This window comes from Sphingobium sp. YBL2, from assembly GCF_000943805.1.
GTDB lineage: Bacteria > Pseudomonadota > Alphaproteobacteria > Sphingomonadales > Sphingomonadaceae > Sphingobium > Sphingobium fuliginis.
This window is the reverse complement of the sequence record NZ_CP010954.1, coordinates 3,864,997-3,886,740: the sequence shown is the minus strand read 5'-3', so window position 1 is coordinate 3,886,740 and position 21,744 is coordinate 3,864,997. Positions and strand designations below refer to the sequence as shown.

Sequence of the window (21,744 nt, the reverse complement as noted above, 5' to 3'; positions counted from 1 at the left end):
CACGGACGTCCGGCCAGACGAGGTCAGCAGGCGCGTTCCATCAGCTTGCGCGCCTTGGATTCGAGGTCGAGGCGGCCATCCTGATGCGGACGGCTGCGGGCGACCGCCGTGATGCCCTGCACAAAATCATAGACGGAAGCCGGAGGATGCCCCTCTTCGGCAAGGACGGTCGCGATGATCTTCCCGGTTTCGGCCTTCGAGAAACCCTCCTTGCGCAGGAAGGTCTCACGGTCCTCATCCTTGCGGGCGACGATCTTCGTGCGAGCGGCCGCGATGCCGTCGATGAAGGAGCGGGGCGAACTCTGGGCGAAATGTTCGAGCGCCGGGGCTGCTTCATGCGCGAAGCGATTGGCCGCGAATTTGGAGTGGCGGATGTTGATTTCCTGGAAATTTTCCACGCCCCAGAGGTTTCGATTCTGACACACGGCGCGAAGATAGAAAGTCGCTATTCCCAATGACTTGGAGCCAACTTCCGAGTTCCAGGTGTAAAATCCGCGAAAGTAGAGATCGGACTCTCCATTGGGCAATCGACCCGCTTCGATGGGGTGGAGATCGTCGACGAGAAAGAGGAAGACGTCACGATCCGATGCGTAGAGGGTCGTCGTGTCATGGGTGATGTCGACCATGGGGTTATAGGTCATCGCGCTCCAATCGAGGACGCCGGGTACCTTCCAGCGCGTGTCGCCCGTGCCGTTGCCCGCGATCTTCATCACCGCCGCGACGAGTTCGTGATCCCAGATCCGACCATAGTCGGGGCCGGTTACCGCGCGCAGTTCGCTGCGGCCATCGCTGGTCTGGAGCAGCTTCACATGTTCGCCCGAATGCGAGATCAGGCCATGCTGCAAATTGATGCCGGCGAGCGCGGCCGGGAGTTGGCGGAGATAGGCTGCCGGCGCGCCGACGAGGCTGCAAAGTTGGCCAAAGGACCAGTTGGTTGGCGCGATGGGCGCGTCATCGCCCGGCATCATCAGCGACAGGCGCTCGGGTTCATCGCTGCGCGCTTCGACCCGGACATTGCGGCTTTCCACGATGCGGGTGGTGGCGCGGTCGGCTCGGGTCCGAACGCTGTGGTACAGATCGCCGAGCGAGAGATAGCGCTCGTCCTGCGGGCGGCTGAACCATTCGGATGAGACGCGGGAGACATTCGTTCCGCGCGAGATATCCACCCGATACGGGCGCACACCCGCACGATCGGTTGCGGTGATGGCAGTCATGGGAACCTCCAGGGCTGGGGGGATGGGCAACACGCGCCGAGCTTCTGCCCTCGCCTATCGCCACTCCTCCCTTCCCCCTTCCCTCCTGACCGCCGTACGAAGCGCGGATCAGCGTTCGTTCGTTTCCACGGCGGGAATGTCGCTGATTTCGATCCTGGTCGGGTCAGCGCCCAGATATATGGTGATCATCCTGCCCTGCGGCACCAGCCACCGCAGATGTTTGGAGACAACCGTGCCGCAGCGGGTGATCAGCGCTTCATCCGCGTCGAGGAGCTGCTCGATGGCCAGTTGCCGCGCGTCGAGCAGAAATTGATCGTGTTGGGTGTCCCAGCTGTCGGCGTCGCCATCCCGATGGGCCTCGAAGCAGATGGCTTCCAGCAGGTCGGTCAGGACATCGACATCGATCGTGCAAGCCCGCATCAGAAAAATCGCGGCGTCCTCGATCTCGAAGTCGAGGCAGCTGTCATAGGAGATGAACAGATCGGCGGCCAAGCGGACGGTCTTTTTCGCGTCATCAGCGGTCGTGATATGCAACAGCGCCGTAATGCTATCCGCGCGTCCAGATTTGAGATCAGGCCGATCATCGGTCTCGTCGAACAGATGCTCCTTGCCATCCTGAACGATCAGGAATTCGCAATCTTCGATTTTTGGCAGGGCGTCATACCAGGCATAGCCTGCGAACCCCGGTTCCGGTTCAACGAGCGGCGTGGAAAATTCGGGGTTGGCTTCAAGCGCGCGCGACAGACACTGGGCAAAGTTGGGACTATGGCAGGGCGTGACGAGCGCGCCCTTCGCGTCAATCAGTCGGGCGGTCCCGGACCGCGTACATTCGCCGGTCATCGGAGACCATTGCCGAAGCCGAGGCCGGGCTTCGGGCAATAGGACGCCGCGCTCCTTCGCCTGCAACCAGTCCTTATGCGAAAGGCAATGGCCGTCGCGTTTCGAGATGGCCTTGAAGATCGCCGTCATGGCGGCGGAGCGCAATGCCTCCAGCCCTGCATTCTCGATGATTTCCTTGCGGGCCGGGAGCACCAGCTGGAGCTGCGGGGCATCAATGATGTCGATCCCCACCGACCATTGGTCCTCGCGCTGACATTCGATCAGGCTGGGCAGCCGGCAGGGGACAGTGACCCCATGGAAGTTGATCCGAGGGACTTGGTCGGAAGCTGTCCTTCCGCGGAACACGCCGATGCGGCACCCAAGGGCAGTTTCGATATGCTCGGCCTCCGCCAGCCAGTCCGTCCGATCGATGGCCTGGCCGGTAATGGCGGGCGGCAGCGGCGACCGAATAGGACAAGGCCTTTTCCCAGGCGGGGCATAGCTCGACGCGTATCTCGGTCCCCGAAGCGATGGCACTGGTGCCCACGGCAATCGGCGCGCTGGCTTCCCAGTCATCGGGGCCGATCACCATCGTCCAGCCGGTGGCATGGCGCGGCGACCAGGATCGGATCTCGACATATCGGCCCGCCAGGCTGAACATGCCCATGCCGGCGGGGTCTTCCCGGCGGGCGACATCGTCGTCCCAGCCGGACTGGCCCAGCGTGATCAAATGGGCCGGATCATCGATTCCGGTGCCGTCATCGGCAACGCACAGGAGCGTCCGGCCGCCCTCCGTCATGGTGCTGATGGAAATCTGCGTGGCCGCTCCGCGTCGTCCGTTCTGGAACAGCTCGTTCAGAACATCGAGTAGCGTCCCATTGAATAGCCTGGTGATCCTGGTGATCGCACCCTGCGAAACGGAAGTGGAAACGGTGGTTGAAAGGGTCATGATGGGTCTCCCAAAGAGCACAGCGATCCATGGCTGCGCTCATCCCCTTCCCCCTCCTCTTCCTGTCACCCGATCACGGTCCCGGCAGGAGCGGTCCGGCGGGCGGCCGTGATATCCATTCCATCACCCCTTCTCGGCGGGAGGCGTGGGATCGATGGTCAGCGGCGGCACGATTCGGTTGGCAAAGACATAATGCGCTTCGATCGCGTCGAGCGATCCCAGCCGCTGAATCTCCTCCATTGAGAAGAGGATCTCGTTATCGTCCGTCGCGAGGAAATGTCTCGGTTCGCTCGTGCCGTCGTAAACGACCCGCTCCGGTCCAAAACTGCTTCGGCAGCTGCCAGACCAGCGGGCGAATGGCAGACCATGAACCCGGCAGAATGTTTCGAGCGCATCGAACATGCCCCAGGCGATTTCATGCCCGCAAAGGAAGAGCACCTCGCCCCCGACGATGTCCTCATCGAGAAACGGGCCGCTGTCCCAGTCGCGGCCCGCTCCGTCGTGCCTGATCGCGGCGAACAATTCGCCGATGAGAAAGGATGGAAGGACGCCACCGATCGATATCGTGACGCTGGCTCGGTCAGCCATGGCAAAGCTCCTGTTGCAAAGGAATGGAAGAGGCCCCGACTGACGCGAGATCACTGCACGATCATCAGGCGGCGGCTGCCCCGATCAGGAACCGTAGCTTCGCCCAGGCAGCGTCTGCGCCAGCTTGGACGCCGGAGGTCACACCCCGGCCGTAGAGGCAATAGGCCAGGGCCACCATCTCGGACGAAACCGCGAGAGGCAGCTCGGTGATGAAACGCCCCTCGTCGGCGATCAGGGCCAGGATTTGCGGGCATCCCCCCTCGCTCGCGACCTTGGCGTCTTCAAGAGCAAAGAGGGCGACATGCGCCGTGCATCCCCGTTCGGCGAGGTCGCGGTTGAACTGGGCGATGGTCGTTTCATCGTTCAGGGGGTCGGTCATGAGGCATCTTTCAAAAAGGCGCCGATGATCCTTTTCACCGGCACCTTCCCTCTCCCCCTCCCTCCCGCTTGGGTCAGGCAGCCCTCGACCCCGACGCGATCAGCACATTCCATTCGGTGCCCGTTCGCACGAGCTGGTCGACGATGGTCGATGCCCGATCCGCGGGGATGAACATCCGCGTCTTGTACTGGATGACCTCGGTGAAGCAGCCGATCGATTTCAGCCAGTCTCGCCGGGCTGGCGGAAAATCGCGCAGTTCCAGGCGGCGGCTGCCGTTAACATGCACCCAGATCAGGCGAGTCGCATCCATTCCGGGCACAGAGACTCCCTCGCTATTGCGCGCGCCGGCGATCATCTCGGCAGGCGAAAGGGTGATCGCCATGTCGACGCCGAAGGACTTGGTGACCTTCTCGACACCGCTCGGCGAGATGATGCGGCCGAGGATCGAGTTGCCCTGGGCGTCCGAGACTCGCCAGACCCGCAGATCATCGTCGGGCAGCCGGTTCCAGACGGGGAGCAGCAGCCCGGTCGCCATATTGATGGTTTCGATGTCGATCCTGGCGCGCGCCTCTTCGACCTCGGCATTCCAGAGCGCTTCAAATTCCTGACCGTCGATTGGCGCCCAATGGCTTTCCTTGAGGGCAACATCCCGGATGCGTTCACGACTTGTTGGTCGGATCAGCTCCCACATGGGAATCGCATTGCCCTCCCCATCCATGATACTCCAGCTCGGCCGCTGCAGCGCGACGCGGCCCGAGCGTCCGTTGCGGAGCCAGGAGACAGGCGCATTGCCATGCTCACGCATGAGCTGGGCAAAGCCGGTGGCGCGCCGCCGATAATGAAGCTCCAGACGGCTAAGCCGCGTCTCCGCCCCGGTCACCGGATCGCGGCACAGCAGTTGCTCATCGAGGAGGACGGTCCGCTCGGTCTGGATCGTCTCCACGCCCACATCGAGCGTACCGGCGTCCCGCGCGGCATCGATCCGCGCCTGGATGAGCGCCATATATTCCTCGAAGATCGCGTTCTGCGTTTCGATGCGCAGCGCGAGCAGCCTGTTCAGCCAGCGCTGGATCGGGGGAAGATCATCGACCAGTCCGCCGCTGTCCTTGTCGATCAGCTTGAGGCCCGTCATGTCGACGAAACCCTTGAAGGAGGTGCTGGTGAGCTTGCCCCGGTAGAGCAGATGATACCATTGGTTGAGCGCATCGCGCGCGTAATCGCTCTCGAGATTGTCGGAGGGATCGAACAGATTTTGTCCGCCGGTCTGCCGCTGCCCACGGGTCAGCGCGCCGAGGCTGTCGAGGCGGCGTGCGATCGTGCTGATGAACCGCCGCTCCCCTCGACAATCGGTGGTGACCGGCCGGAAGACGGGGGCGCTCATCTGGTTCGTGCGGTTTGACCGGCCCAGACCCTGGATGGCGTTGGATGCCCGCCAGCCCGGTTCGAGCAGGAAATGAATGCGGCGGCGGTCCGCCGATTTGGAGTTGCGGTCAGCATGGTAGCTACGACCCGTGCCGCCGGCGTCTGAGAAGACAAGGATCGGCTTGGCGCCCGACATGAACGATTCGGCCTCGACCAGATTGCTCCGGCCGCCCCGGCGCTCGACGCGCTGCCGCCCGGTCGCATCATGGACCAGCCGCCGGGAGCGCCCGGTCACCTCGGCTATCCTGTCCGTCCCGAAATGACGGATGAGTTCGTCCAGCGCCAGGCCGATGGGCGGGAGCGAGCAAAGCTGCTCGATCATCTCGTCGCGAAGCGCCAGGGCCTGCTGACAAAAGACGGGATTGCCATGCTCGTCGATCATCAGTTCGGAGCGTTCGACATCGTCGCTCCCCTTGACGATCTTCATCATGCGAACGGGGAACGCGGTCTTGAGGTAGTCAACCATCGCCGCCGATGGAGATAGCTCAATATCGAGATGCGCCCGCTCGTCCGCCGACAGGCTCGCGAGACGCCGGTCGAGCATCGCCTCGGCCGTTGTCACCAGTTGCACGATCGCATGGTGCCCGGCTTCCACCTCCTGGGTAATCGCCGCTATCAGGCTCGGCACCTTCATGGCGATCAGGAGCTGCGCGAAGAAACGCTGTTTTGCGCTCTCGAACCGAGACAGGGCGGCGCCCTTGGCCCGGGCGTTCAGCGCCTTGTTCTCCATACGATCGACGATGTTGGTGAGGGCCAATACCTCGTCGAGATGGGCGTGGATCACCTGCCAACCGTCCGCGTAAGCGTTGTAGACCTCGATCTGCCCGGGGGTCAGGGGATGTTCGAGCGGATCATATTCGACGCCGCTGAAGGTGAGCGCGCGCGCCGTGTAAAGGCCCAGAGCCTTCAAATCGCGCGCGACGATCTCCATCGCGGCGATCCCGCCCTTCTCGATGCCGCCCATGAAGGCGGCGCGATCGTCAAACGAGGTGCCCGGTCCCCATAGGCCGAGGCGAATAGCGTAGCAGAGATTGGCCGGGTCAGTCGCGCCAGTCGCCGAGACATAGAGGATGCGGGCGCGCGGGCGAAGATTCTGGAGTCGGACCCCGGCAAGCCCCTGCTCCGAGCCTTTCTGGGTGCCGAACTGGGTTTCCGTGCCCGCGGCATTGGCCATCTCATGGGCTTCATCGAAGCAGATGACCCCTTCGAAATCTGCCTCCAGCCAGGCGAGCAACTGGTGCAGGCGTGACGCCTCATCATACCGCTGCGAGCGCAGCGTCGCATAGGTGAGGAAGATGATGCCGCTTTCCATGGCGATCGGGGCACCGAAGGCAAAGGCATCAAGCGGCTGGATATCGATGGGTAGGCCGCCCAGCGCAGCCCAGTCGCGCCGGGCATCCTCGATCAGGGCGGCGCTCTTCGAGATCCAGACCGCCTTGCGCCGCCCGCGCGACCATTGGTCGAGAATGCAGCCGGCAACCTGTTGCCCTTTGCCGACGCCGGTGCCATCGCCGATGAAATAGCCCATGCGATACGCGACGCCATGGGCATCGGGCGTCAGCAACGTACCCGAGCCATTTGGGGCATGAAGGCCCGGAAGGTCGCGTTCGAACGCTTGGCCCGCATAGATGATCGTTTCGAGCTGAGCGTCCGAGAGGGCCGTTACCGCGCAGCGCGGCAGCATCGGGACATAGGTCGGACGCGGCGGGATGATCGACGACATCGCAATGGATTCAACAAGCTGATCGGGATGCGGCTTTGCCTGCGGGATGTCCATCCGCGACAGACGCCAGGGCACGTAGATGCCGATCTGCTCGCCAGCGGGCAGCGGCGTTTCCCGGACGCTGTAGGAGAGTGGTTCGACCATCCCGTCGACGGCAACGACGGGTCGGGGCTTCGGCCGTGGCATCGGCGGGCGCGTGCCCGATGCGAAGAGCGGGCGGACGGTCGGCCGAGCGGCAGGAGCAATGACCCGCGGCCTCGCCTGCTCAGGGGACGGTTCGGGCGGCCCATCATCAAACAGCCGGGGCGGAAGCGCGAGGATATGCGGGAGCAGATCGTCGAGGCTGTTCACGGTCAGCCGGTCGGGCGAGCCGGTCCAGCCCTTGTCGTATATGATCAGGCGAACCGAGATGCTGGTGCCATGTTTCGCGAAGGGGCGCCCCTGAACCGTGATCTCGACGCGGGGCCGCACAAGGGCCGCGACCGCCTCGTATCCACTACGCGCGCTGCCGTCATGGGCGAAGGCCGGCGACATGATGGCGACGCAGCGGCCGCCGGGCGCCAGGCGTGCCAGGGCCGATCGGAGATGGCGTGCCCCGGCATGGCGATCCCTGCCCCGACCTTCGCTGCGCGCGAATGGGGGATTGATGAGGACGACGCTCGGCTGTTCATCCACCGCGAGCAGGTCATCGATGAATTCTGCATCATGGCTGGCGACCTTGCGGTTCAGCGCCTGGGCGAGCACCCCCGCCCGGACCGGATCGCGTTCGTTGAGCAGGAGCGACGCCCCGGCAATCTTTGCGAACACCGCAAGCAGCCCGGTGCCAGCCGATGGCTCCAGCACCATATCGGCTGGCGTGATGGCGGCTGCGAGGTTCGCCAGAAAGGCCAGCGGGACGGGCGTCGAGAATTGCTGCATGTCGATTTGCGGCTCGGACCTGTAGGTCTGGGTCGGCAGGCGACCGAGCAAATCGTTCAAGATCGAAAAGGCCTTGGAAGGCGGGTTCGCCAGTTCGATGCCGCCGTCTAGCAAAGCCAAAACCTGCGCGGTCTCGAGGGCGTCATAGGCCTCGCGGAGCGACCACGCACCGCAGGCGTCACTTGCCCCGAAATGCACTTCCATGAGACGGGAGAGACGCTGGCGGCTGATGGGCTGTCCTGACGAAATCAGATCCACAAGTGCCTTGGCAACGGCGGCCAGCGTCCAGACCTTCTGGTCAAGCGGATTGGAACCGGCCTCGAGGGCCGCGAGAAGGGAACGGGTCATAGGGAAACTCCAGCAAAGGGCGCCGCGATCAGCGCCGACGCACACCCTTCCCCATCTTCCTCCTCGAGGACGGAGAAATGGCGTGCGGCAAGGGGCCGGAACCGCGCGAAGGCAGCCCCGGCCCGGTCGGAGGTCAGGCGGCTTCGGAGAGCCCGCCGGTTTCGTCCGTTGCGCCCTGGTCAGTGATGCCGCTGGCCGAAGGATCGTCATCGCCGTCGATGGCCCGTGCCGGTTCACCATCATGGTGGAACCGCATCGCCTCTGGCACCCAGGCGAGCGCCCTCTCCTTCACGGCGGCTTCGACGATGATCTGCCCGCCGAACAGCTTTTCCGCCGAGAGCGAGAGGTCATGCTTCTTCGACGCGCCATAGCGGCTGCGAAGCTCGACGCCGCCAACCTCCTGGAAATGGTCGAGGATCGTGTTCTTGCTTACCCGGTCGAAATAGCGGCGCGCGGTCGGACGCCACCAGTCCTCTACCTTGATGCCGAGCTTGCGGCCGAGATGATCGAGCATCGCGCTACCCGCGCCGCCGGCCGGCACCGCGTGGAGGGTTCGTGCGATCGCCCAACCGAGCCAGGATGCGCGGGCGTCCTCATCCAGGGCACAGAAAGCTTCGTAGCGATCGGTGATATCGGGCGAGTCTGCCCAACTTCGATCGAGGCCCGCTTTCAGCTCTTCCCATTGTTCCGCTGCTGGCGTGTCGCTCTCGAACCCGGGCACGCGCGAACAGGGCGCCGTCGCGCGCAAATCGCTAGGCAGGTCATGGCGGTAGCCGAGTGTGGCATCGACCATGAAAAAGGTGCCGAGGTCGAGCGCGAAATGTGGATCGCTGGCGACATGGACGCGGAGCAGTTCGGTCTTCATGATCGCCATCTCGTCAGCGAGGCGCTGGCTGATCGGCGATCGCGAACTGGCTTCCTCGACCGGCTCTTCATCCTGCTCCACATCTTCCGAAAGATCACCCTCGCTTTCGTCCGCTTCAGGTTCGGGTTCCGGGATGGCGTAATATTGCTCATAAAGGCGCGGTTTACCGTCCTGGCCGATCACCAGATAGGCAAGCGAGGTTGCCTTCTGATCCTCCGTAAGAACGGGCGGCCGCTCATTGAGCGCGTCATATTCCGCTTCGAGCGTCTGGATGACCTGCTGCTCCTCATCGGAATAGCCGTCTTCATCGGCATTCTCGGCGATCGCCTCGAGTTCCTGCTCGATGGCGCGCTGGCGAACTTCCTCTTCCTGGGTCAGTGGGACGGGCTCTCCCTCGATCTCGTCGAGCCGCATGACGTCCAGATAGGGCACGCGTGGGTGGCAGACGACCCGCAGTTCGCCAAAGCCCTCGCGGGCCTGGATCTCATCGGCCGCTGCCCGCATCCTCTCATCGGCGAGGCGTTCGAGGAGTTCGCTGTCGATCCAGTTCTCATTCGCAGCATCCGAGAAGAGATCGCTGTCGATACGGCCACCTGCCGCGATATAGGCGTCCCGCCCGACCAGCAGGGCCTTGGGATCACTGCCTCGATAGAAGCCGGAAATGAGGCGGCGGCGAATCTCGCCGCAGTTGTTCGCACCCCAGCCATCGCCCAGTTCCTCGAACACGGTGGCCTGCCGACCCGTGTCGCTGATGCTGGCATAGGCCTTGGCGACGTCGAGCGTGATCTCGCCATCGGCCAGCGCCTCGAAGATGACATCGGCAAGCCCAGCGAGCCGGAGCCTGCCGAGTACGAATCGCTCGGTGACGCCAAAGCGCTTGGCGACGTCGGCGGGCGTTTTCTTCTCGATTTCGATGATGGCCTGGAAAGCGCGGCATTCTTCGGCGGGCGTCATATTCAGCCGCCCGACATTCTCAATAAGGCTGATCTCGACCGCGTCATTCTTGTCGGCCAGCACCAGAACGGGCACTGTATATTCCGCGTCGAACTTGCCCTCTGCGATGAGCGCCTGGACCTGCTTGAGGCGACGGCCGCCGGCCGTGATCAGATATTCACCCTTCTTGCGCGGGACCGGCAGGCCAACCAGATTCTGGATGACGCCTTTGGCGAGGATAAGGGCCTTTAGTTCTTCATCGGCAACGGGATCGCTCCGCTTGCGTACGTTGGTCGGTGCAACCGTCAGCTTGGTGGCGGGAACGAAGATGATCTGTGGCTTCTGTGTCATGGACATTCTCCGGTGCGCGCCGCGCCCTGACCATCAAGCCGCAAGCCGCGCCCTCCACCGCTCCACCTCCCCTCCTGCCAACAGCAGTTGGTTCCAGTCATTGAAGGAGCGCGGCGGCCACAGGGTCACCAGGTCGCGATTGTCGGTCGCATAGGCCTCCCGAGCGCGCGCGACCGCACGCTCTCCCGCTGGATCGTTATCGGCGAGAAGAACGAGACGGGTGATGGTTGGCGGAATGATAATGCGGGCGAATCGCTCTGCGCCGAGGGTTGCCCACACCGGAATATCCAGCAGCATCGCGGCCGAAAGCGCATTCTCGACGCCTTCTGCGAGCCCGAGAGTGGCCATTGGCGCGGCGAGTTCCACCGCTCCGCGGCCCAACGTGCCCAGGCTCCGCTTGTTCTTGGACAAGGGAGCCGGCTGCCCGGTCAGCTGAATGAAGTTTCGCTGAATGCCAAGTAGCTTGCGGTCATGCGTGATCGCAGCGAGCATCGCGGGCAGAAACCGCACGTTTCTTCCGGCTCCAAGCGGTGTGGCGGGGTGATAGCGAAGTGCCGGGGACCAGGTCATGATATGGCGGGACGCAAGATAACGCTGTGCGGGTGTGCCTGCGAGAGGTTGAGCCTCGCGCCAGAGCTTCAACGCCAGCTCCCGTCGACAGGGTGATGGATCGACATAGGGCAGGCCGCTCGCCTGACGAGGGACTTGAAACCGCTCGGAACGCAGCGCCTGTAGAATCTCGCCGAAAGTGCAACCTGCGAAGCATTTGAAGAGGAGCGTCGAGGTTCCTCGCCTCACCGACAGGCTTGGCGTTTTGTCCGCATGAGCCGGACATCGGCACATGCCGCCGCCATTGACCCATCGCCCCCCGAGCCGACGCACAATGGCCTCACCTGCATGATCAAGGTCGGCACTCACCGCCCGATCCGATCGCTGCAGATCGCAATCTGCGCAATCGCGCTTCGCAGATGCTGCCTCACCTGCCTGCGGCTGATCGTAAAGCGACGAGAAATCTCCTCAGCAGGCATGTGATGCCGAACGCGCAAGACCAATATGCAGCGTGTCAGTGGTGGCATGCTGGAAAGCGCTGCTAGCGGGAACGATGTTGGCGGGCGCGATCCTGAAGCCAGTGGCTCAGGAACCGATTCGGCCAGAGCGCTACACCGACCGCTTTGCCCGACACCTGCTCTGCCGTTATCAACGGCCAGGAGAACAGGGAATGAGGGGCTCATATTCTCGTCAGTCGAGCGCAGATACTCCCGCATCCGCTCGAGGACGGCAAAAGCCCTTTGCTCGCGTCTGGCCTGAATGACCGCAATCGCAATACGGAAGGGATTGGAAACCCAGAGATTCATGGCGGCTTGTTCCCATGGTGCGAGGTCTCTTGCCTCTGGTGACACCATGCCCCTCCCCCCTCCCCTTCAGCCTGCGCGCCAGCGGCTTGCTGGCAGCCCGAACTGCACCCCGAGCGCGAATAGCTGCGAAGCGGCGGGCTGTGACCAAAATGCAACCACTATGGCCGGACCGGTCCCGGGCGATTGATTTTACATTACGCATTGATGACACTCGTTGCCTATCGCAACGGACTGGCCGTCCGGCTTTTGCACCCGGCGGCCGCCATGGCAGAAGGTCGCATCTCTCGTGCCAGAACAGCCCATTCCTCCAGAACTGGAGGCCTATCGCGCCAAAGTCATGCTGCTCACTGACCGCCAGCGCCAGTGCATGAATCTGGTGGCCGACAATCTCAATTCCAAAAAGATCGGCAAGGAGCTGAGAATATCGCCTTGGACGGTCGACAAGCACATCGAAAAGGCCCGCGCGCAGTTGGGCGACATGGATCGGTTTGACGCAGCAAGGATTGTCCGCGCCTTTGAGGACGCATCGACGGTGTCCGCCCTACCCCCCCAGAATTTAGGTACCCAACCAATGGGTCTGTCGCCGTCGCCGCAAATGGCCCCCTCTGTCCCGGTCGAAGACGATGCGGATACGCACTTGATGCCGGACCGGACAATCGCTTCATCCCAGGGTGATAACATCCTGATGAATGCGATCCACGCTCTGCTTGAACATGTGCCGCTCCGCTCCAACCGGAGGCAGAGCAATGACCTGAACATCTATTACATCTTGATCGCTGTCGCGATGGTTGGGTCTGGCGCTCTATTCACGGCTGGCCAAGCCGCCTCGTTCCTCTCAGCCCTCGACAGCATGGCTCGCCGCTAGGCGAATTTCCCCAGCACCAATTCCCACGACGCGCAGCCGGATGGATTGCGCGAAGGAGACCTTATGCCCAAACAACGTCATATCATTGCGCACTCGGTTGCGCAGCGCCTCTTCGCGGCCGAAGAAGCCCTGGACATCGCCGCTGCCAGGATAGCCGAACTCAATGCCGCACTTCCTCTGGCGCGGCTTGAATGCAGGCTTGCCGCTTCCATCGGACAGGACGCATTTCGATCCTCGGCGGCAGCGGTAGTTCTTGTGGCCAGGACGCGGGAGGAGATCGTGGCAACCCATGCCAGGCTGAAGCAGGCGAGCGATGACATCGGGCTTGGCGAACGAGCCTATGGTGATGTGTTCAAGGTCGCGGCGGACGGTCCGCCTGCCACCGATCGGCACCTGCGGGCAGCATGATTAAATCGCGGTAAATCATTGACTATCCGTAATATTGCCCGCTTCAATAGGTGATGACCAGGCAAATGATCTTCGTGTGCCTTCTGATCATGAGCTCGCTCTATGCCTTTGCAAGGGGTGGTCGACCCGAACAGATCGCGGCGGCCACCCTGGTTCTCGGTGTTCTTGCGAGCATTGCCTTTGTCCAGCCCAGCGCTGCCCGGTTTCGCTTTGTCGAGGCTGGCATATTGGGCGTCGACCTGGCGATGCTGGGCGTGTTCCTCGCGCTCTCGTTCCGCAGCACGAGGTTCTGGCCGATCTGGATCGCGGGAATCCTGGGATCCGAAGTGGTTGTTCATCTAACCCGCGCCATCGTCCCGGACATCGTGCCGGAAGCGTATATGGAGGCCGCCGGTTTCTGGAGCTGGGTTGCGCAGACGATGCTGATCGCCGCCACCTGGCGCCATCGCGGCCGGTTACGCCGCAACGGGTCGGATGATCCCTGGCGAACGGATTGTTGATCCGGGGGCGCCGGAACTCAAGAACCCGTAAGGCGGCGCGCGATCGAAGGCCAAACTGAACGGTCGATCCCGAACCAGCTTTGTCCAGGGCGCTACCGGTCGGGTCCAATATCGCGATACGGGACTGACAAGGTCCAGTTGGGCACCAACGTACGGCGCCCGACAACGGAAGGTCATTTTCGAATTCGGGATGCGCGGGTAGCCGAACACCCTGGAAGCGGCCCGATTGAAGCGGTTCGCCGCTGCCCCCGTGACGAGAACTCAAGCCGAAACGAAACCTCTGTCGTTCAAATGAAGGGAGTCCATCGATGCACGAAATGCCGCACATGCGCGTGGATATTTGCCGGAAACTGATCGCATCCCGCAAGGTTGTGGGGGAATGTCTCGGCTACGGCCTTTGCCCAAATCCGATATGGGACATGGCGCTGCAACTTTTCCTGGCGACACAAGAAGGACGCCCGTCATATCTCTGGTCGCTTTGCATGTTTGCCAATGTTCCGCTTTCCACAGCACTGCGGAAGGTCGACCTGATGGAAGCGCAGGGGGTCGTAGCAAGGGTGGCAGCTCCACGCGATAAAAGAGGGATCGAGGTGAGGCTTACCTCCAATGGGCTGGAGACGATCGAAAAGGCGCTGGACCGGCTTATCCCCATCTACGCGACGGCTCCTGAGGCTACCCTGTTCGCTGCAGCGTTAGTGCCCTTTCCAGTGTCCGCCGCCCGCAGCGCCTGAGCTTCCTCGATTGCTCGCAGCTTTCGCCATGCGGACATGATGTTGCGTGCGGTGTCAGCCTCAACCTGACAAAGGATTACAGCGAGTGTCCGGGGGCCATTTTGAAGCAGCCGAACCATCGCGTCGCGCTCGCCGGGGGTCAGTTGATCGATGCCGGAAATCACGACCAGCCGGGGTTTGTCCTGCGTGAAGAGCTCATGTTGGTCAGGGGTCACGACTTGCTGTAGGTGCAGGCGAATATAATGAACCCCGAGCGCATCGGCAGCTTGTCGGAAGTCGTCACCATGATCCTTCCCTGGCGATACGAGAAAAATGAGTGGTCGTGGCTTTTCCGTCTGGGTTTCCCAGATTCTGGCCAAGCGCGATCTGAGATCAGAACGCGCATTGATGTCGGACATGGGGCTCCTTTGGATGGAATAGGCCGGGCCCATGCAGTCCTGTTCGTGATGCGTCAAGCCGCTGCAATTGAGTGATCAGCTGGACCTCGCGGTTTGCGTTATATCCAAGTTGCTAATTGATAAATGAAGGTAGATAGACCTTTCGAATGAGCGCTCAGGCAATATTTACATTTGACCGTGTAGCACGCAAAAAGCTTCAATTATTGAGTAAGCATGGGATCGCATAATGGCCGACGACAATCAGACTGAAATCACCGCACTTACCGTCCAGCTTTTGAGCGCCTATGTGTCTCGCAATACGGTGCCGAGCGAAGGCCTTGCAGAACTGATCAAGACGACGCGCGCAGCGCTCGTCGAAACGCCGACCGCGCAAGCCGATCTGGCAGTCGAGCCGACGTTCACGCCCGCGGTCACGATCCGCAAAAGTCTCTCTTCTCCTGATCACATTCTGAGCCTGATCGACGGTAGACCCTACAAGACGCTGAAGCGCCACCTGGCGACCAATGGTCTCACGCCCGAGCAGTATCGTGAACGCTACAAACTGCCCAAAGATTACCCACTTGTAGCTGCCAGCTATTCCGAGGCGCGGCGTGCCGTTGCCCAAAAGCTGGGCCTTGGCAAAAAGCCCACCGTTTCCGCGGCTGCTCCAAAGACGGATGCAGCGAAGGCAGCGCCGTCAAATGTCGCACCGACCGTGGATAGCGCAGCGCCCAAGGCGGCGAGCACGACCAAGTCGGCTCCCTCGAAGAAGTCCGCCTCGGCGGCAAAGGCGGAACCGGCTGTGATAGCAAAGAGCGCGCCGAAGGCGGCCGGCGCCAAGGCACCTAAGGCGAAGGCTGACGAGCGGAAACGCCTTTCCATTGCAGGTCCCAAGGATAAGGCTGCAGCTCCCGCCGCCAAGCCTGCACCCGCTGCCGGCGACGCCAAGCCGACGGAAAAGAAGGCGCCAACCAAGGCCAAGTCCGCGACGAAACCCAAATCATTGAAAGCAGCCCTTTCTGCCGCCGGCGCGCATCTGGGCTCAGGCAACAAGTCCGAAACGCCTGCCTGAGTTTCGTGAATGGGGGCGCAATGGCGTCCCCTTTTCCATTCGCCAACGGGTGCAGCCGGAAATGCCGCCGCCGTCATTAGCGCCGGATCCAATGGTTCTCATGCTTAGCGTCCTCGCGGGCAGAAGTTCTCCCGATACCGAAAGGCCATGTCAGATGGGGCCGAAGCCCGTCCGCATCGAGGTTGGAATGGAAGCAGTGTCGGGGCTGATGCTTCGTCCCCCGACTGCAAAGGCGCTTTTTCTCTTTGCCCATGGGGCCGGCGCGGGGATGAACCATCAGGCGATGGCATCGAATGCCGAGGGGCTCGCTGCCCGAGGAATTGCAACGCTGCGCTATCAATTTCTTTACATGGAGAAAGGGTCGAAGCGGCCCGATGGCCCCAAGCTCGCGCATGCTGTCGTCTGCGCGGCCGCAGCGCGAGCGGTCGAACTGGCGCCAGAACTCCCCCTCTTCGCCGGCGGCCGATCCTTTGGCGGGCGCATGACGTCGCAAGCCCAGGCCGAGGAGCCCCTGCCAGCGGTCAAAGGCCTGGCCTTCCTCGGCTTTCCGCTACATCCGGCAGGGAAACCGGGGATCGAACGGGCCGATCACCTCACCTGCATCAAAATACCCATGCTGTTCATTTCCGGCTCGCGCGATGCGCTCGCGGAAATGGATCTGCTACAGCCCGTCATTTCCGACCTCGGCGACCGCGCCAGGCTACATATGGTCGATCAAGCCGACCACAGCTTCAAGGTGGCTAGGAAAAGTGGGAGAAGTTCGGCCGATTCCGAAGCCGAAGCTCTTGATGCGCTGGATGACTGGGTTTCGTCGCTTTTGTAACTGCAAAGGCAAAGGGTCAATGCGCGATAGAACCCTCAGGTTTTGGGGGTAACCCAGACTTCGACAGGGGCAACAAACTTGCCTGGCGCAGGTTTACCGACATTTACGCGATCGGCGGTGACCCGCTCTCCGTTCTCCAGATGAAAAGTAGCCCAAGGCTTTGGCATCCGACCAAAAGTCATCTTTTGTATGGGTTGGCCGGTGGTCGAATTCATGATGGTGGCAACGATGCTCATCGCGTCCGCGTAGAGCGTGATTGCGCTGGATGTCTACACGCATCTGCGTTTTTTCCACAGCTTTCGACCCAGGCACGATCCATTTTCGTCACTCAACGCTCACGATCGCTTCCCTAAAAGTTCACATTCCGCTTGTTCCCGCTCGGCCATCATTTGGCCAGCCTGAGCGCCGCAGAACATCGACGGTTGCCTGCTAGCCTGACAGGTTGCAATCTGCGCACCTCATGATCGAATTCTTTGCCCCTCAGCACGACGACCCGGCACTGCCGAACGCGCACATGCTGCGCGCCGCTCGCCTGATGCTCAAATATATGCTGGACGTCGGCCCCATTGGCCTGACACCGAATAGAGCTTTGAAGCGGACGTTCGTCACATGGGCGGCGGAAGCGTTTGAATGGCCTTACTACACCGCCGAAGACTTATACGCTGTCAACAAGGTCCTCAACGAACCCGACTTCCCGCCCTTGATGCTGCTGCACGACCTGTTGATTAGCGCCAAGCTGGCACGTCACCGGAAGGGCTTCCTGCATATCACGGCAGCCGGGAAGGATTTGCTCGGGCATCCTGGCAATCTTTGGATTGCGCTCGCCCACCATCTGCTGTTCGTCCTCGATCACTCCCGATACACCCTCTATGGCGACCAACTGGATGAGGACTGGCTACTTTTCCTAGGCGTCCTGAACGTTGAGGCTCATGTGGGCGTGACCGATGACCAGTTCGTGAAGGCGGTGTTCGATGCTGATAGCGACAACCATCGGGTCCACGCCGTGGCGTATAGCCATATCCTGCGCCCGCTCTGTTGGTTGGGCCTGCTGGATGAAACACGTTACGGCGAGCCTTACCCGATCCATAAGTTGTTCACGAAAACGAGGCTGTGGTCGACGGTCATCCGCGCCGATACAGACCAATTCCTAATTCCTACCAGCCGCCACTAGCGATGCACGGAGCAAGCGAGATCATGGCAGCTCGCGAACCGTATTGGTTGCACAGCCAAAATTTCCGATCCTCACGTCCTGAGCGTCGACCCGTCGCACGCTGACCACTACGGGCCTGATGGGCGCTCTAGGACGGATCGGTCGGCAGAGAGCTCAATATGGCGGCGATCTTTCCTTCGGCAGTGGTAGCTTCAGCGATGAGCAGGTGCAATGCCTTGGCGGTGTCTTCCAGAAGTCCGTCACCAAGAGGCCGCTCGCCATTGATAAATCGGCGGATGGCGCGCTCGTCTATGCCAAGGCGCCGTGAGAAGGCAGTGGTTCCGCCAAACAGTTGAACGCAATAAGCGAAGTGTTCGCGTCGCTCGTCGATTGAATTTTTCTCGGCCATTATTTACCTTTTTTGTTCGCCGTCGGTAGTCAGCCATTACCTTCCGAATGAAGTAAAATCGGCCCATCCCGGTCGTTCAGCGCAAATATTCACGTTTCAGTTTCCGGAACGGCAGCTATTTCGCGGCGATCAAGTCTCAGGGGTAGCGAGCAGCAGCCCGTGGAGGCAGCCGTGTTATCGGAAATTTCCGATGGATATTGACAGGCCGGTTTCATCGGTTATTTCCGATGCATGAACACTGATAATGCCCTCGTGATTCTGATGGCCCTGGCCCATCCCACCCGGCTCGCCGCCTTCCGCTTGCTGGTTCGACATGAACCCGACGGCTTGTCGACCGGGCAATTGGTCGACGCAAGCGGCCTCACTCAGAGTACCTTTTCCACCCATCTCGCCATCTTGGTGAAGGCGGGACTGGTGACGGCCGAAAAGCGCGGCCGCCAGCAAATCCAGCGTGTGAACATCGATGCTCTACGCGGCCTTATGATCTTTCTCGCCAAAGACTGCTGCGAGGGGCGCGCGGAACTGTGTGAACCATTGCTGGCAGAGCTCGCCTGCTGCTGAACGAAGTCTTATGACCTCGATACATCAGGGAATACGCAAAGTGACGGCGTCACAACGCCGACAGGAGTATCCATATGATCCACGACATCATCATCTATCACAATCCCGCCTGCGGCACATCACGCAACACTCTGGCAATGATCCGCAATGCGGGAATCGAACCGCATGTCATCGAATACCTCAAGACCCCGCCTGCCCGCGCCCTGCTGGTCGAGATGATGGAACGCGCCGGCATGACCCCGCGCGAACTGCTGCGCGAAAAGGGCACGCCTTACGCAGAACTGGGCCTCGAGGACGAAACGCTATCTGACGATCAACTGGTCGATGCCATGATGGCGCATCCCGACCTGATCAACCGGCCTTTGGTTATCTCATCTCTGGGCGTGAAGCTGTGCCGCCCGTCCGAAGAAGTGCTCGACCTTCTGCCGGCGCCCCAGCGCGGTCCTTTTGCGAAGGAAGATGGGGAATTGGTGATCGACGCGGATGGCAACCGCGTGACCGCGTGACCGCGAGCCGACCAGTGACGACAAACAAACATCCCCTGCGAAGGACGATGCTGGCCGAGGCTATCGGCAGCCTGTTCCTGTTCGCGACGGTGATCGGCTCCGGCATTATGGCCGAGAGACTTGCCGGAGGGAACGTCGCCATCGCGCTTCTGGGCAATACGCTGGCGACCGGCGCAATCCTGTTTGTCCTGATCACGGTGCTAGGGGCCATTTCAGGCGCGCATTTCAATCCAGTCGTCACGCTTGTCGCCCGGCTGCGGCGTGAGATCGACACCCGTGCCGCATTGGCGCATGTTTTTGCACAGCTAGCAGGCGGTATTCTCGGCGTCTTGATCGCTCATTTCATGTTCGACCAGCCCATATGGCAGATATCCGGAAAACTCCGGGCCGGCCCGGGACAATGGGCGGGCGAGGCGGTCGCCACCTTTGGCCTCATCTTCACGATATTGGGAACGGTGCGTATGCGCCCGCAGTGGGTTCCGGCAACCGTCGCCCTCTACATTACTGCTGCCTATTGGTTCACCTCCTCGACCAGCTTCGCCAACCCGGCCATCACCATCGCCCGGTCGCTCAGCAACAGCTTTGCGGGCATTGCCCCCTCCAGCGTGCCTGCCTTCATTGTCGCCCAACTGGTCGGCGCACTGGCGGCGAACGCCATGAGCCAGGTGCTATTCTCCCCGTCTTCGCATGAGGCCCGCAATGACCCGGCTCCGCAAACTGTCTGACGTCGATCACCTTCCCGCGCTGCAAAAGGAATATCTGCTGCGTTCCCCGGCACTCGGCCTGGGCGAACTAATCCCGGCGCCCCGCATCCTCCTGCTCTATGGGTCTCTGCGAGAGCGCTCCTTTTCGCGCTTCGCTGTGGAAGAGGCTGCGCGTCTGCTTCAGCTTTTCGGGGCGGAAACGCGGATATTCGATCCCTCCGATCTTCCATTGCCCGACCAGGTGAAGGGCGACGATCATCCGGCGGTTCATGAACTGCGCGAACTGTCCATATGGTCCGAAGGCCAGGTATGGTGCAGCCCGGAGCGGCACGGCGCCATCACTGGCATCATGAAGGCGCAGATCGATCATCTGCCGCTGGAAGTGAAGGGCATGCGGCCCACCCAGGGGCGGACGCTGGCGGTCATGCAGGTGTCCGGCGGTTCACAATCCTTCAATGCGGTCAATACGCTGCGCCTGCTCGGCCGCTGGATGCGGATGTTCACCATCCCCAATCAGTCGTCGGTCGCCATGGCTTATAAGGAGTTCGATGAAGCGGGCCGGATGAAGCCGTCCAGCTATTACGACCGGATTGTCGACGTGATGGAGGAATTGGTACGGCTCACGGTTCTCATGCGCCCCCACGCCGATCAGCTTGTGAGCCGCTATTCCGAACGAAAGGCCGCAGGCATCAAAGAGGCGGAACATCCGTCCATCAAGGCGGTCAGGGGCTGAGATGATGACGGGGGGAACCACAAAGGCCCCCAATTTGGATGGCCATTGGTTCACCGGCTGCTGCTGGTGCCGGTGGCTAGGTTGCCGCGCGCCCGAGCAACAGCGATAAGAATGGGGCTGATCGCCCGTTGAATGCTTCGCCGTTCATTGGGGCCAAGCGGATGACCGGCGGGGAACCACTTCGCCGCCGCCAAGCCGCCCATTTCTGCACGGCACATGTTTGATGATTGTCGCACCGGGTTTGCTGCTGTAGATCGGTACTGTCGTGAAACGTCTGCTCACCGCCCTGCTCCTATTCGGAGCCTTGCTCGGCCTTTTTGGGGCAGAGCTGGCCTATGCGCATGCCATTCCGGCCACAATGGCCGCGCCCGAAGCGATGACGATGGACGCCGACTGCATGGCGATGATGGCCACGCAGCAACCTGCGCCCGCCGAGAAACCGTGTAAGGGCCTCACGCTGGAGTGCATCGCGGCGATGGGATGCGTTGTGCCGCTGATCGCAGAAGACCAGGGCAGCGCGGTTGCGACCCCTCTGCTTTATGACGCGCCCGATTTCTGGTCCACGACCCCCGTGCTGGCCGGCCAAAATCTCGCGCCCGATCCTGAGCCACCCACGATCCTTGGCTGATTGAACGATCGCTCCCTTCGCCCGCCCATCGGCAGGTCGAAGCAGCGATCCCCTGCAATTTTCAGTCGATGGATATTCGTGATGACTTTCAAGATGACAGCTACTGCCCTTGCGGCAGCCCTCAGCCTTGCCGCGCCCGCCTGGGCCGGTGAACGCCACCCAGCACCCCAAGGCCATTGGGAATGGCGAGCCGCGCCGCAATATGGGCCGCGCACAACCGTGCCTTCACAAAAGCGCGTCTGGATTCCCGATCAGGCGCAGATGGCACATTGCGATTGCGACATGATGGCGATGAACACAGCCGACTGCATGAAGTCCATGCATGAGGGCCGTTCGGATCCCTCGGCCGGCTGAAGCAAGCTTCCCGGCCGATAAGCAGAACCATGGCCAGGCGCGTTGCGCCGACGCAACCC

Annotated in this window: 23 protein-coding genes and 1 pseudogene; 11 read left to right on the top strand and 13 right to left on the bottom strand. The window is 61.7% G+C overall.

Annotated features, from left to right (window positions below; genetic code table 11):
• Positions 1-23: 23 nt before the first annotated feature.
• The 10 genes and pseudogenes from TZ53_RS17875 to TZ53_RS27955 all read right to left on the bottom strand — a co-directional run bounded on the left by TZ53_RS17875 (position 24) and on the right by TZ53_RS27955 (position 11,585).
• Complete coding sequence (locus TZ53_RS17875) at positions 24-1,214, bottom strand: hypothetical protein (protein ID WP_044662173.1); 1,191 nt, start codon at positions 1,212-1,214, stop codon at positions 24-26.
• Between the two features lie 108 nt (positions 1,215-1,322).
• Positions 1,323-2,285 (bottom strand): hypothetical protein, encoded by a 963-nt coding sequence (locus tag TZ53_RS25745; RefSeq protein ID WP_052628231.1) that lies wholly within the window; start codon positions 2,283-2,285, stop codon positions 1,323-1,325.
• Positions 2,266-2,982: an ATP-binding protein gene (locus TZ53_RS25740; protein WP_052628230.1), complete on the bottom strand. Its 717-nt coding sequence runs from the start codon at positions 2,980-2,982 to the stop codon at positions 2,266-2,268. The genes TZ53_RS25745 and TZ53_RS25740 overlap by 20 nt, the downstream gene beginning before the upstream one ends.
• Positions 2,983-3,105: 123 nt before the next feature.
• On the bottom strand, positions 3,106-3,570 hold the full coding sequence (locus TZ53_RS17865) for a hypothetical protein (protein WP_044662172.1): 465 nt from the start codon (positions 3,568-3,570) through the stop codon (positions 3,106-3,108).
• A gap of 64 nt (positions 3,571-3,634) precedes the next feature.
• Positions 3,635-3,949, bottom strand: a complete 315-nt coding sequence (locus TZ53_RS27380) for a hypothetical protein (RefSeq protein ID WP_197565229.1) — start codon at positions 3,947-3,949, stop codon at positions 3,635-3,637.
• 73 nt (positions 3,950-4,022) lie between these two features.
• Positions 4,023-5,693 carry a strawberry notch C-terminal domain-containing protein gene (locus tag TZ53_RS27970; RefSeq protein WP_410483112.1) on the bottom strand — a complete coding sequence of 557 codons (1,671 nt, stop codon included), beginning with the start codon at positions 5,691-5,693 and terminating at the stop codon, positions 4,023-4,025.
• A gap of 540 nt (positions 5,694-6,233) precedes the next feature.
• Positions 6,234-7,094, bottom strand: a pseudogene (locus TZ53_RS27965) (strawberry notch family protein); the annotation flags it as partial.
• A 1,399-nt stretch (positions 7,095-8,493) separates the two neighbouring features.
• Positions 8,494-10,509, bottom strand: coding sequence for a ParB/RepB/Spo0J family partition protein (locus TZ53_RS17850; RefSeq protein ID WP_044662170.1), 2,016 nt, complete (start codon positions 10,507-10,509; stop codon positions 8,494-8,496).
• 33 nt (positions 10,510-10,542) lie between these two features.
• A complete protein-coding gene (locus TZ53_RS27960; protein ID WP_084694384.1) occupies positions 10,543-11,352 on the bottom strand; it encodes a DUF7146 domain-containing protein in 810 nt (269 codons plus the stop codon).
• Between the two features lie 71 nt (positions 11,353-11,423).
• Positions 11,424-11,585: a sigma factor-like helix-turn-helix DNA-binding protein gene (locus tag TZ53_RS27955; protein WP_443216148.1), complete on the bottom strand. Its 162-nt coding sequence runs from the start codon at positions 11,583-11,585 to the stop codon at positions 11,424-11,426.
• Positions 11,586-12,201: 616 nt separating this feature from the next.
• Here TZ53_RS27955 and TZ53_RS17840 point away from each other — a divergent pair.
• The 3 genes from TZ53_RS17840 to TZ53_RS17830 all read left to right on the top strand — a co-directional run bounded on the left by TZ53_RS17840 (position 12,202) and on the right by TZ53_RS17830 (position 13,637).
• The gene (locus tag TZ53_RS17840) at positions 12,202-12,729 is read left to right on the top strand and encodes a helix-turn-helix domain-containing protein (RefSeq protein WP_044662168.1); all 528 of its coding nucleotides are present in this window, start codon (positions 12,202-12,204) and stop codon (positions 12,727-12,729) included.
• A gap of 63 nt (positions 12,730-12,792) precedes the next feature.
• A complete protein-coding gene (locus TZ53_RS17835; RefSeq protein ID WP_044662167.1) occupies positions 12,793-13,137 on the top strand; it encodes a hypothetical protein in 345 nt (114 codons plus the stop codon).
• Positions 13,138-13,226: 89 nt separating this feature from the next.
• Positions 13,227-13,637: a hypothetical protein gene (locus TZ53_RS17830; protein ID WP_238320069.1), complete on the top strand. Its 411-nt coding sequence runs from the start codon at positions 13,227-13,229 to the stop codon at positions 13,635-13,637.
• A 652-nt stretch (positions 13,638-14,289) separates the two neighbouring features.
• On the opposite strand, the gene TZ53_RS26885 is transcribed toward TZ53_RS17830, so the two are convergent.
• Positions 14,290-14,766 (bottom strand): hypothetical protein, encoded by a 477-nt coding sequence (locus TZ53_RS26885; RefSeq protein ID WP_137709741.1) that lies wholly within the window; start codon positions 14,764-14,766, stop codon positions 14,290-14,292.
• A gap of 226 nt (positions 14,767-14,992) precedes the next feature.
• Between TZ53_RS26885 and TZ53_RS17820 the strand changes: the two genes are divergently transcribed.
• On the top strand, positions 14,993-15,817 hold the full coding sequence (locus TZ53_RS17820) for a MucR family transcriptional regulator (RefSeq protein WP_044662165.1): 825 nt from the start codon (positions 14,993-14,995) through the stop codon (positions 15,815-15,817).
• A 154-nt stretch (positions 15,818-15,971) separates the two neighbouring features.
• The gene (locus tag TZ53_RS17815; RefSeq protein WP_044662164.1) at positions 15,972-16,640 is read left to right on the top strand and encodes an alpha/beta hydrolase family protein; all 669 of its coding nucleotides are present in this window, start codon (positions 15,972-15,974) and stop codon (positions 16,638-16,640) included.
• 35 nt (positions 16,641-16,675) lie between these two features.
• On the opposite strand, the gene TZ53_RS26245 is transcribed toward TZ53_RS17815, so the two are convergent.
• Positions 16,676-16,876 carry a hypothetical protein gene (locus tag TZ53_RS26245; RefSeq protein ID WP_076605733.1) on the bottom strand — a complete coding sequence of 67 codons (201 nt, stop codon included), beginning with the start codon at positions 16,874-16,876 and terminating at the stop codon, positions 16,676-16,678.
• Positions 16,877-17,100: 224 nt separating this feature from the next.
• On the opposite strand from TZ53_RS26245, the gene TZ53_RS17810 reads away from it, so the two are divergent.
• A complete protein-coding gene (locus tag TZ53_RS17810; protein ID WP_044662163.1) occupies positions 17,101-17,811 on the top strand; it encodes a hypothetical protein in 711 nt (236 codons plus the stop codon).
• A gap of 127 nt (positions 17,812-17,938) precedes the next feature.
• Here the strand turns inward: TZ53_RS17810 and TZ53_RS17805 are convergent, their stop codons facing one another.
• Entirely contained in the window at positions 17,939-18,199 is a 261-nt protein-coding gene (locus TZ53_RS17805) for a hypothetical protein (RefSeq protein WP_044662162.1), read from the bottom strand.
• 231 nt (positions 18,200-18,430) lie between these two features.
• On the opposite strand from TZ53_RS17805, the gene TZ53_RS17800 reads away from it, so the two are divergent.
• The 5 genes from TZ53_RS17800 (at position 18,431) to TZ53_RS17780 (ending at position 21,331) form a co-directional block, all read left to right on the top strand.
• Positions 18,431-18,760: an ArsR/SmtB family transcription factor gene (locus TZ53_RS17800; RefSeq protein WP_044662161.1), complete on the top strand. Its 330-nt coding sequence runs from the start codon at positions 18,431-18,433 to the stop codon at positions 18,758-18,760.
• A gap of 74 nt (positions 18,761-18,834) precedes the next feature.
• Positions 18,835-19,266 (top strand): arsenate reductase (glutaredoxin), encoded by a 432-nt coding sequence (gene arsC / locus TZ53_RS17795; RefSeq protein ID WP_044662160.1) that lies wholly within the window; start codon positions 18,835-18,837, stop codon positions 19,264-19,266.
• A 47-nt stretch (positions 19,267-19,313) separates the two neighbouring features.
• On the top strand, positions 19,314-19,991 hold the full coding sequence (locus tag TZ53_RS17790; protein ID WP_044662159.1) for an aquaporin: 678 nt from the start codon (positions 19,314-19,316) through the stop codon (positions 19,989-19,991).
• Positions 19,966-20,703: an arsenical resistance protein ArsH gene (arsH, locus tag TZ53_RS17785; protein ID WP_044662158.1), complete on the top strand. Its 738-nt coding sequence runs from the start codon at positions 19,966-19,968 to the stop codon at positions 20,701-20,703. The genes TZ53_RS17790 and arsH overlap by 26 nt, the downstream gene beginning before the upstream one ends.
• A 265-nt stretch (positions 20,704-20,968) precedes the next feature.
• Positions 20,969-21,331, top strand: coding sequence for a hypothetical protein (locus tag TZ53_RS17780; protein ID WP_044662157.1), 363 nt, complete (start codon positions 20,969-20,971; stop codon positions 21,329-21,331).
• Positions 21,332-21,744 lie beyond the last annotated feature (413 nt).

What these genes read in the sequence shown, in the direction of transcription:
- arsC (WP_044662160.1), top strand. Translation starts at nt 18,835, where the DNA reads ATGATCCACGACATCATCATCTATCACAATCCCGCCTGCGGCACATCA.
- TZ53_RS17810 (WP_044662163.1), top strand. Translation starts at nt 17,101, where the DNA reads ATGATCGAATTCTTTGCCCCTCAGCACGACGACCCGGCACTGCCGAAC.
- TZ53_RS26885 (WP_137709741.1), bottom strand. Translation starts at nt 14,766, where the DNA reads ATGTCCGACATCAATGCGCGTTCTGATCTCAGATCGCGCTTGGCCAGA.
- TZ53_RS27960 (WP_084694384.1), bottom strand. Translation starts at nt 11,352, where the DNA reads ATGTGCCGATGTCCGGCTCATGCGGACAAAACGCCAAGCCTGTCGGTG.
- TZ53_RS27380 (WP_197565229.1), bottom strand. Translation starts at nt 3,949, where the DNA reads ATGACCGACCCCCTGAACGATGAAACGACCATCGCCCAGTTCAACCGC.
- TZ53_RS17790 (WP_044662159.1), top strand. Translation starts at nt 19,314, where the DNA reads ATGCTGGCCGAGGCTATCGGCAGCCTGTTCCTGTTCGCGACGGTGATC.
- TZ53_RS17835 (WP_044662167.1), top strand. Translation starts at nt 12,793, where the DNA reads ATGCCCAAACAACGTCATATCATTGCGCACTCGGTTGCGCAGCGCCTC.
- TZ53_RS17850 (WP_044662170.1), bottom strand. Translation starts at nt 10,509, where the DNA reads ATGACACAGAAGCCACAGATCATCTTCGTTCCCGCCACCAAGCTGACG.
- TZ53_RS17875 (WP_044662173.1), bottom strand. Translation starts at nt 1,214, where the DNA reads ATGACTGCCATCACCGCAACCGATCGTGCGGGTGTGCGCCCGTATCGG.
- TZ53_RS17830 (WP_238320069.1), top strand. Translation starts at nt 13,227, where the DNA reads ATGAGCTCGCTCTATGCCTTTGCAAGGGGTGGTCGACCCGAACAGATC.
- TZ53_RS27955 (WP_443216148.1), bottom strand. Translation starts at nt 11,585, where the DNA reads ATGCCACCACTGACACGCTGCATATTGGTCTTGCGCGTTCGGCATCAC.
- TZ53_RS17800 (WP_044662161.1), top strand. Translation starts at nt 18,431, where the DNA reads ATGAACACTGATAATGCCCTCGTGATTCTGATGGCCCTGGCCCATCCC.
- TZ53_RS27970 (WP_410483112.1), bottom strand. Translation starts at nt 5,693, where the DNA reads ATGATCGAGCAGCTTTGCTCGCTCCCGCCCATCGGCCTGGCGCTGGAC.
- TZ53_RS25740 (WP_052628230.1), bottom strand. Translation starts at nt 2,982, where the DNA reads ATGACCCTTTCAACCACCGTTTCCACTTCCGTTTCGCAGGGTGCGATC.
- TZ53_RS17815 (WP_044662164.1), top strand. Translation starts at nt 15,972, where the DNA reads ATGGGGCCGAAGCCCGTCCGCATCGAGGTTGGAATGGAAGCAGTGTCG.
- TZ53_RS17865 (WP_044662172.1), bottom strand. Translation starts at nt 3,570, where the DNA reads ATGGCTGACCGAGCCAGCGTCACGATATCGATCGGTGGCGTCCTTCCA.
- TZ53_RS17805 (WP_044662162.1), bottom strand. Translation starts at nt 18,199, where the DNA reads ATGGCCGAGAAAAATTCAATCGACGAGCGACGCGAACACTTCGCTTAT.
- TZ53_RS17820 (WP_044662165.1), top strand. Translation starts at nt 14,993, where the DNA reads ATGGCCGACGACAATCAGACTGAAATCACCGCACTTACCGTCCAGCTT.
- TZ53_RS26245 (WP_076605733.1), bottom strand. Translation starts at nt 16,876, where the DNA reads ATGAGCATCGTTGCCACCATCATGAATTCGACCACCGGCCAACCCATA.
- TZ53_RS17840 (WP_044662168.1), top strand. Translation starts at nt 12,202, where the DNA reads ATGCTGCTCACTGACCGCCAGCGCCAGTGCATGAATCTGGTGGCCGAC.
- arsH (WP_044662158.1), top strand. Translation starts at nt 19,966, where the DNA reads ATGACCCGGCTCCGCAAACTGTCTGACGTCGATCACCTTCCCGCGCTG.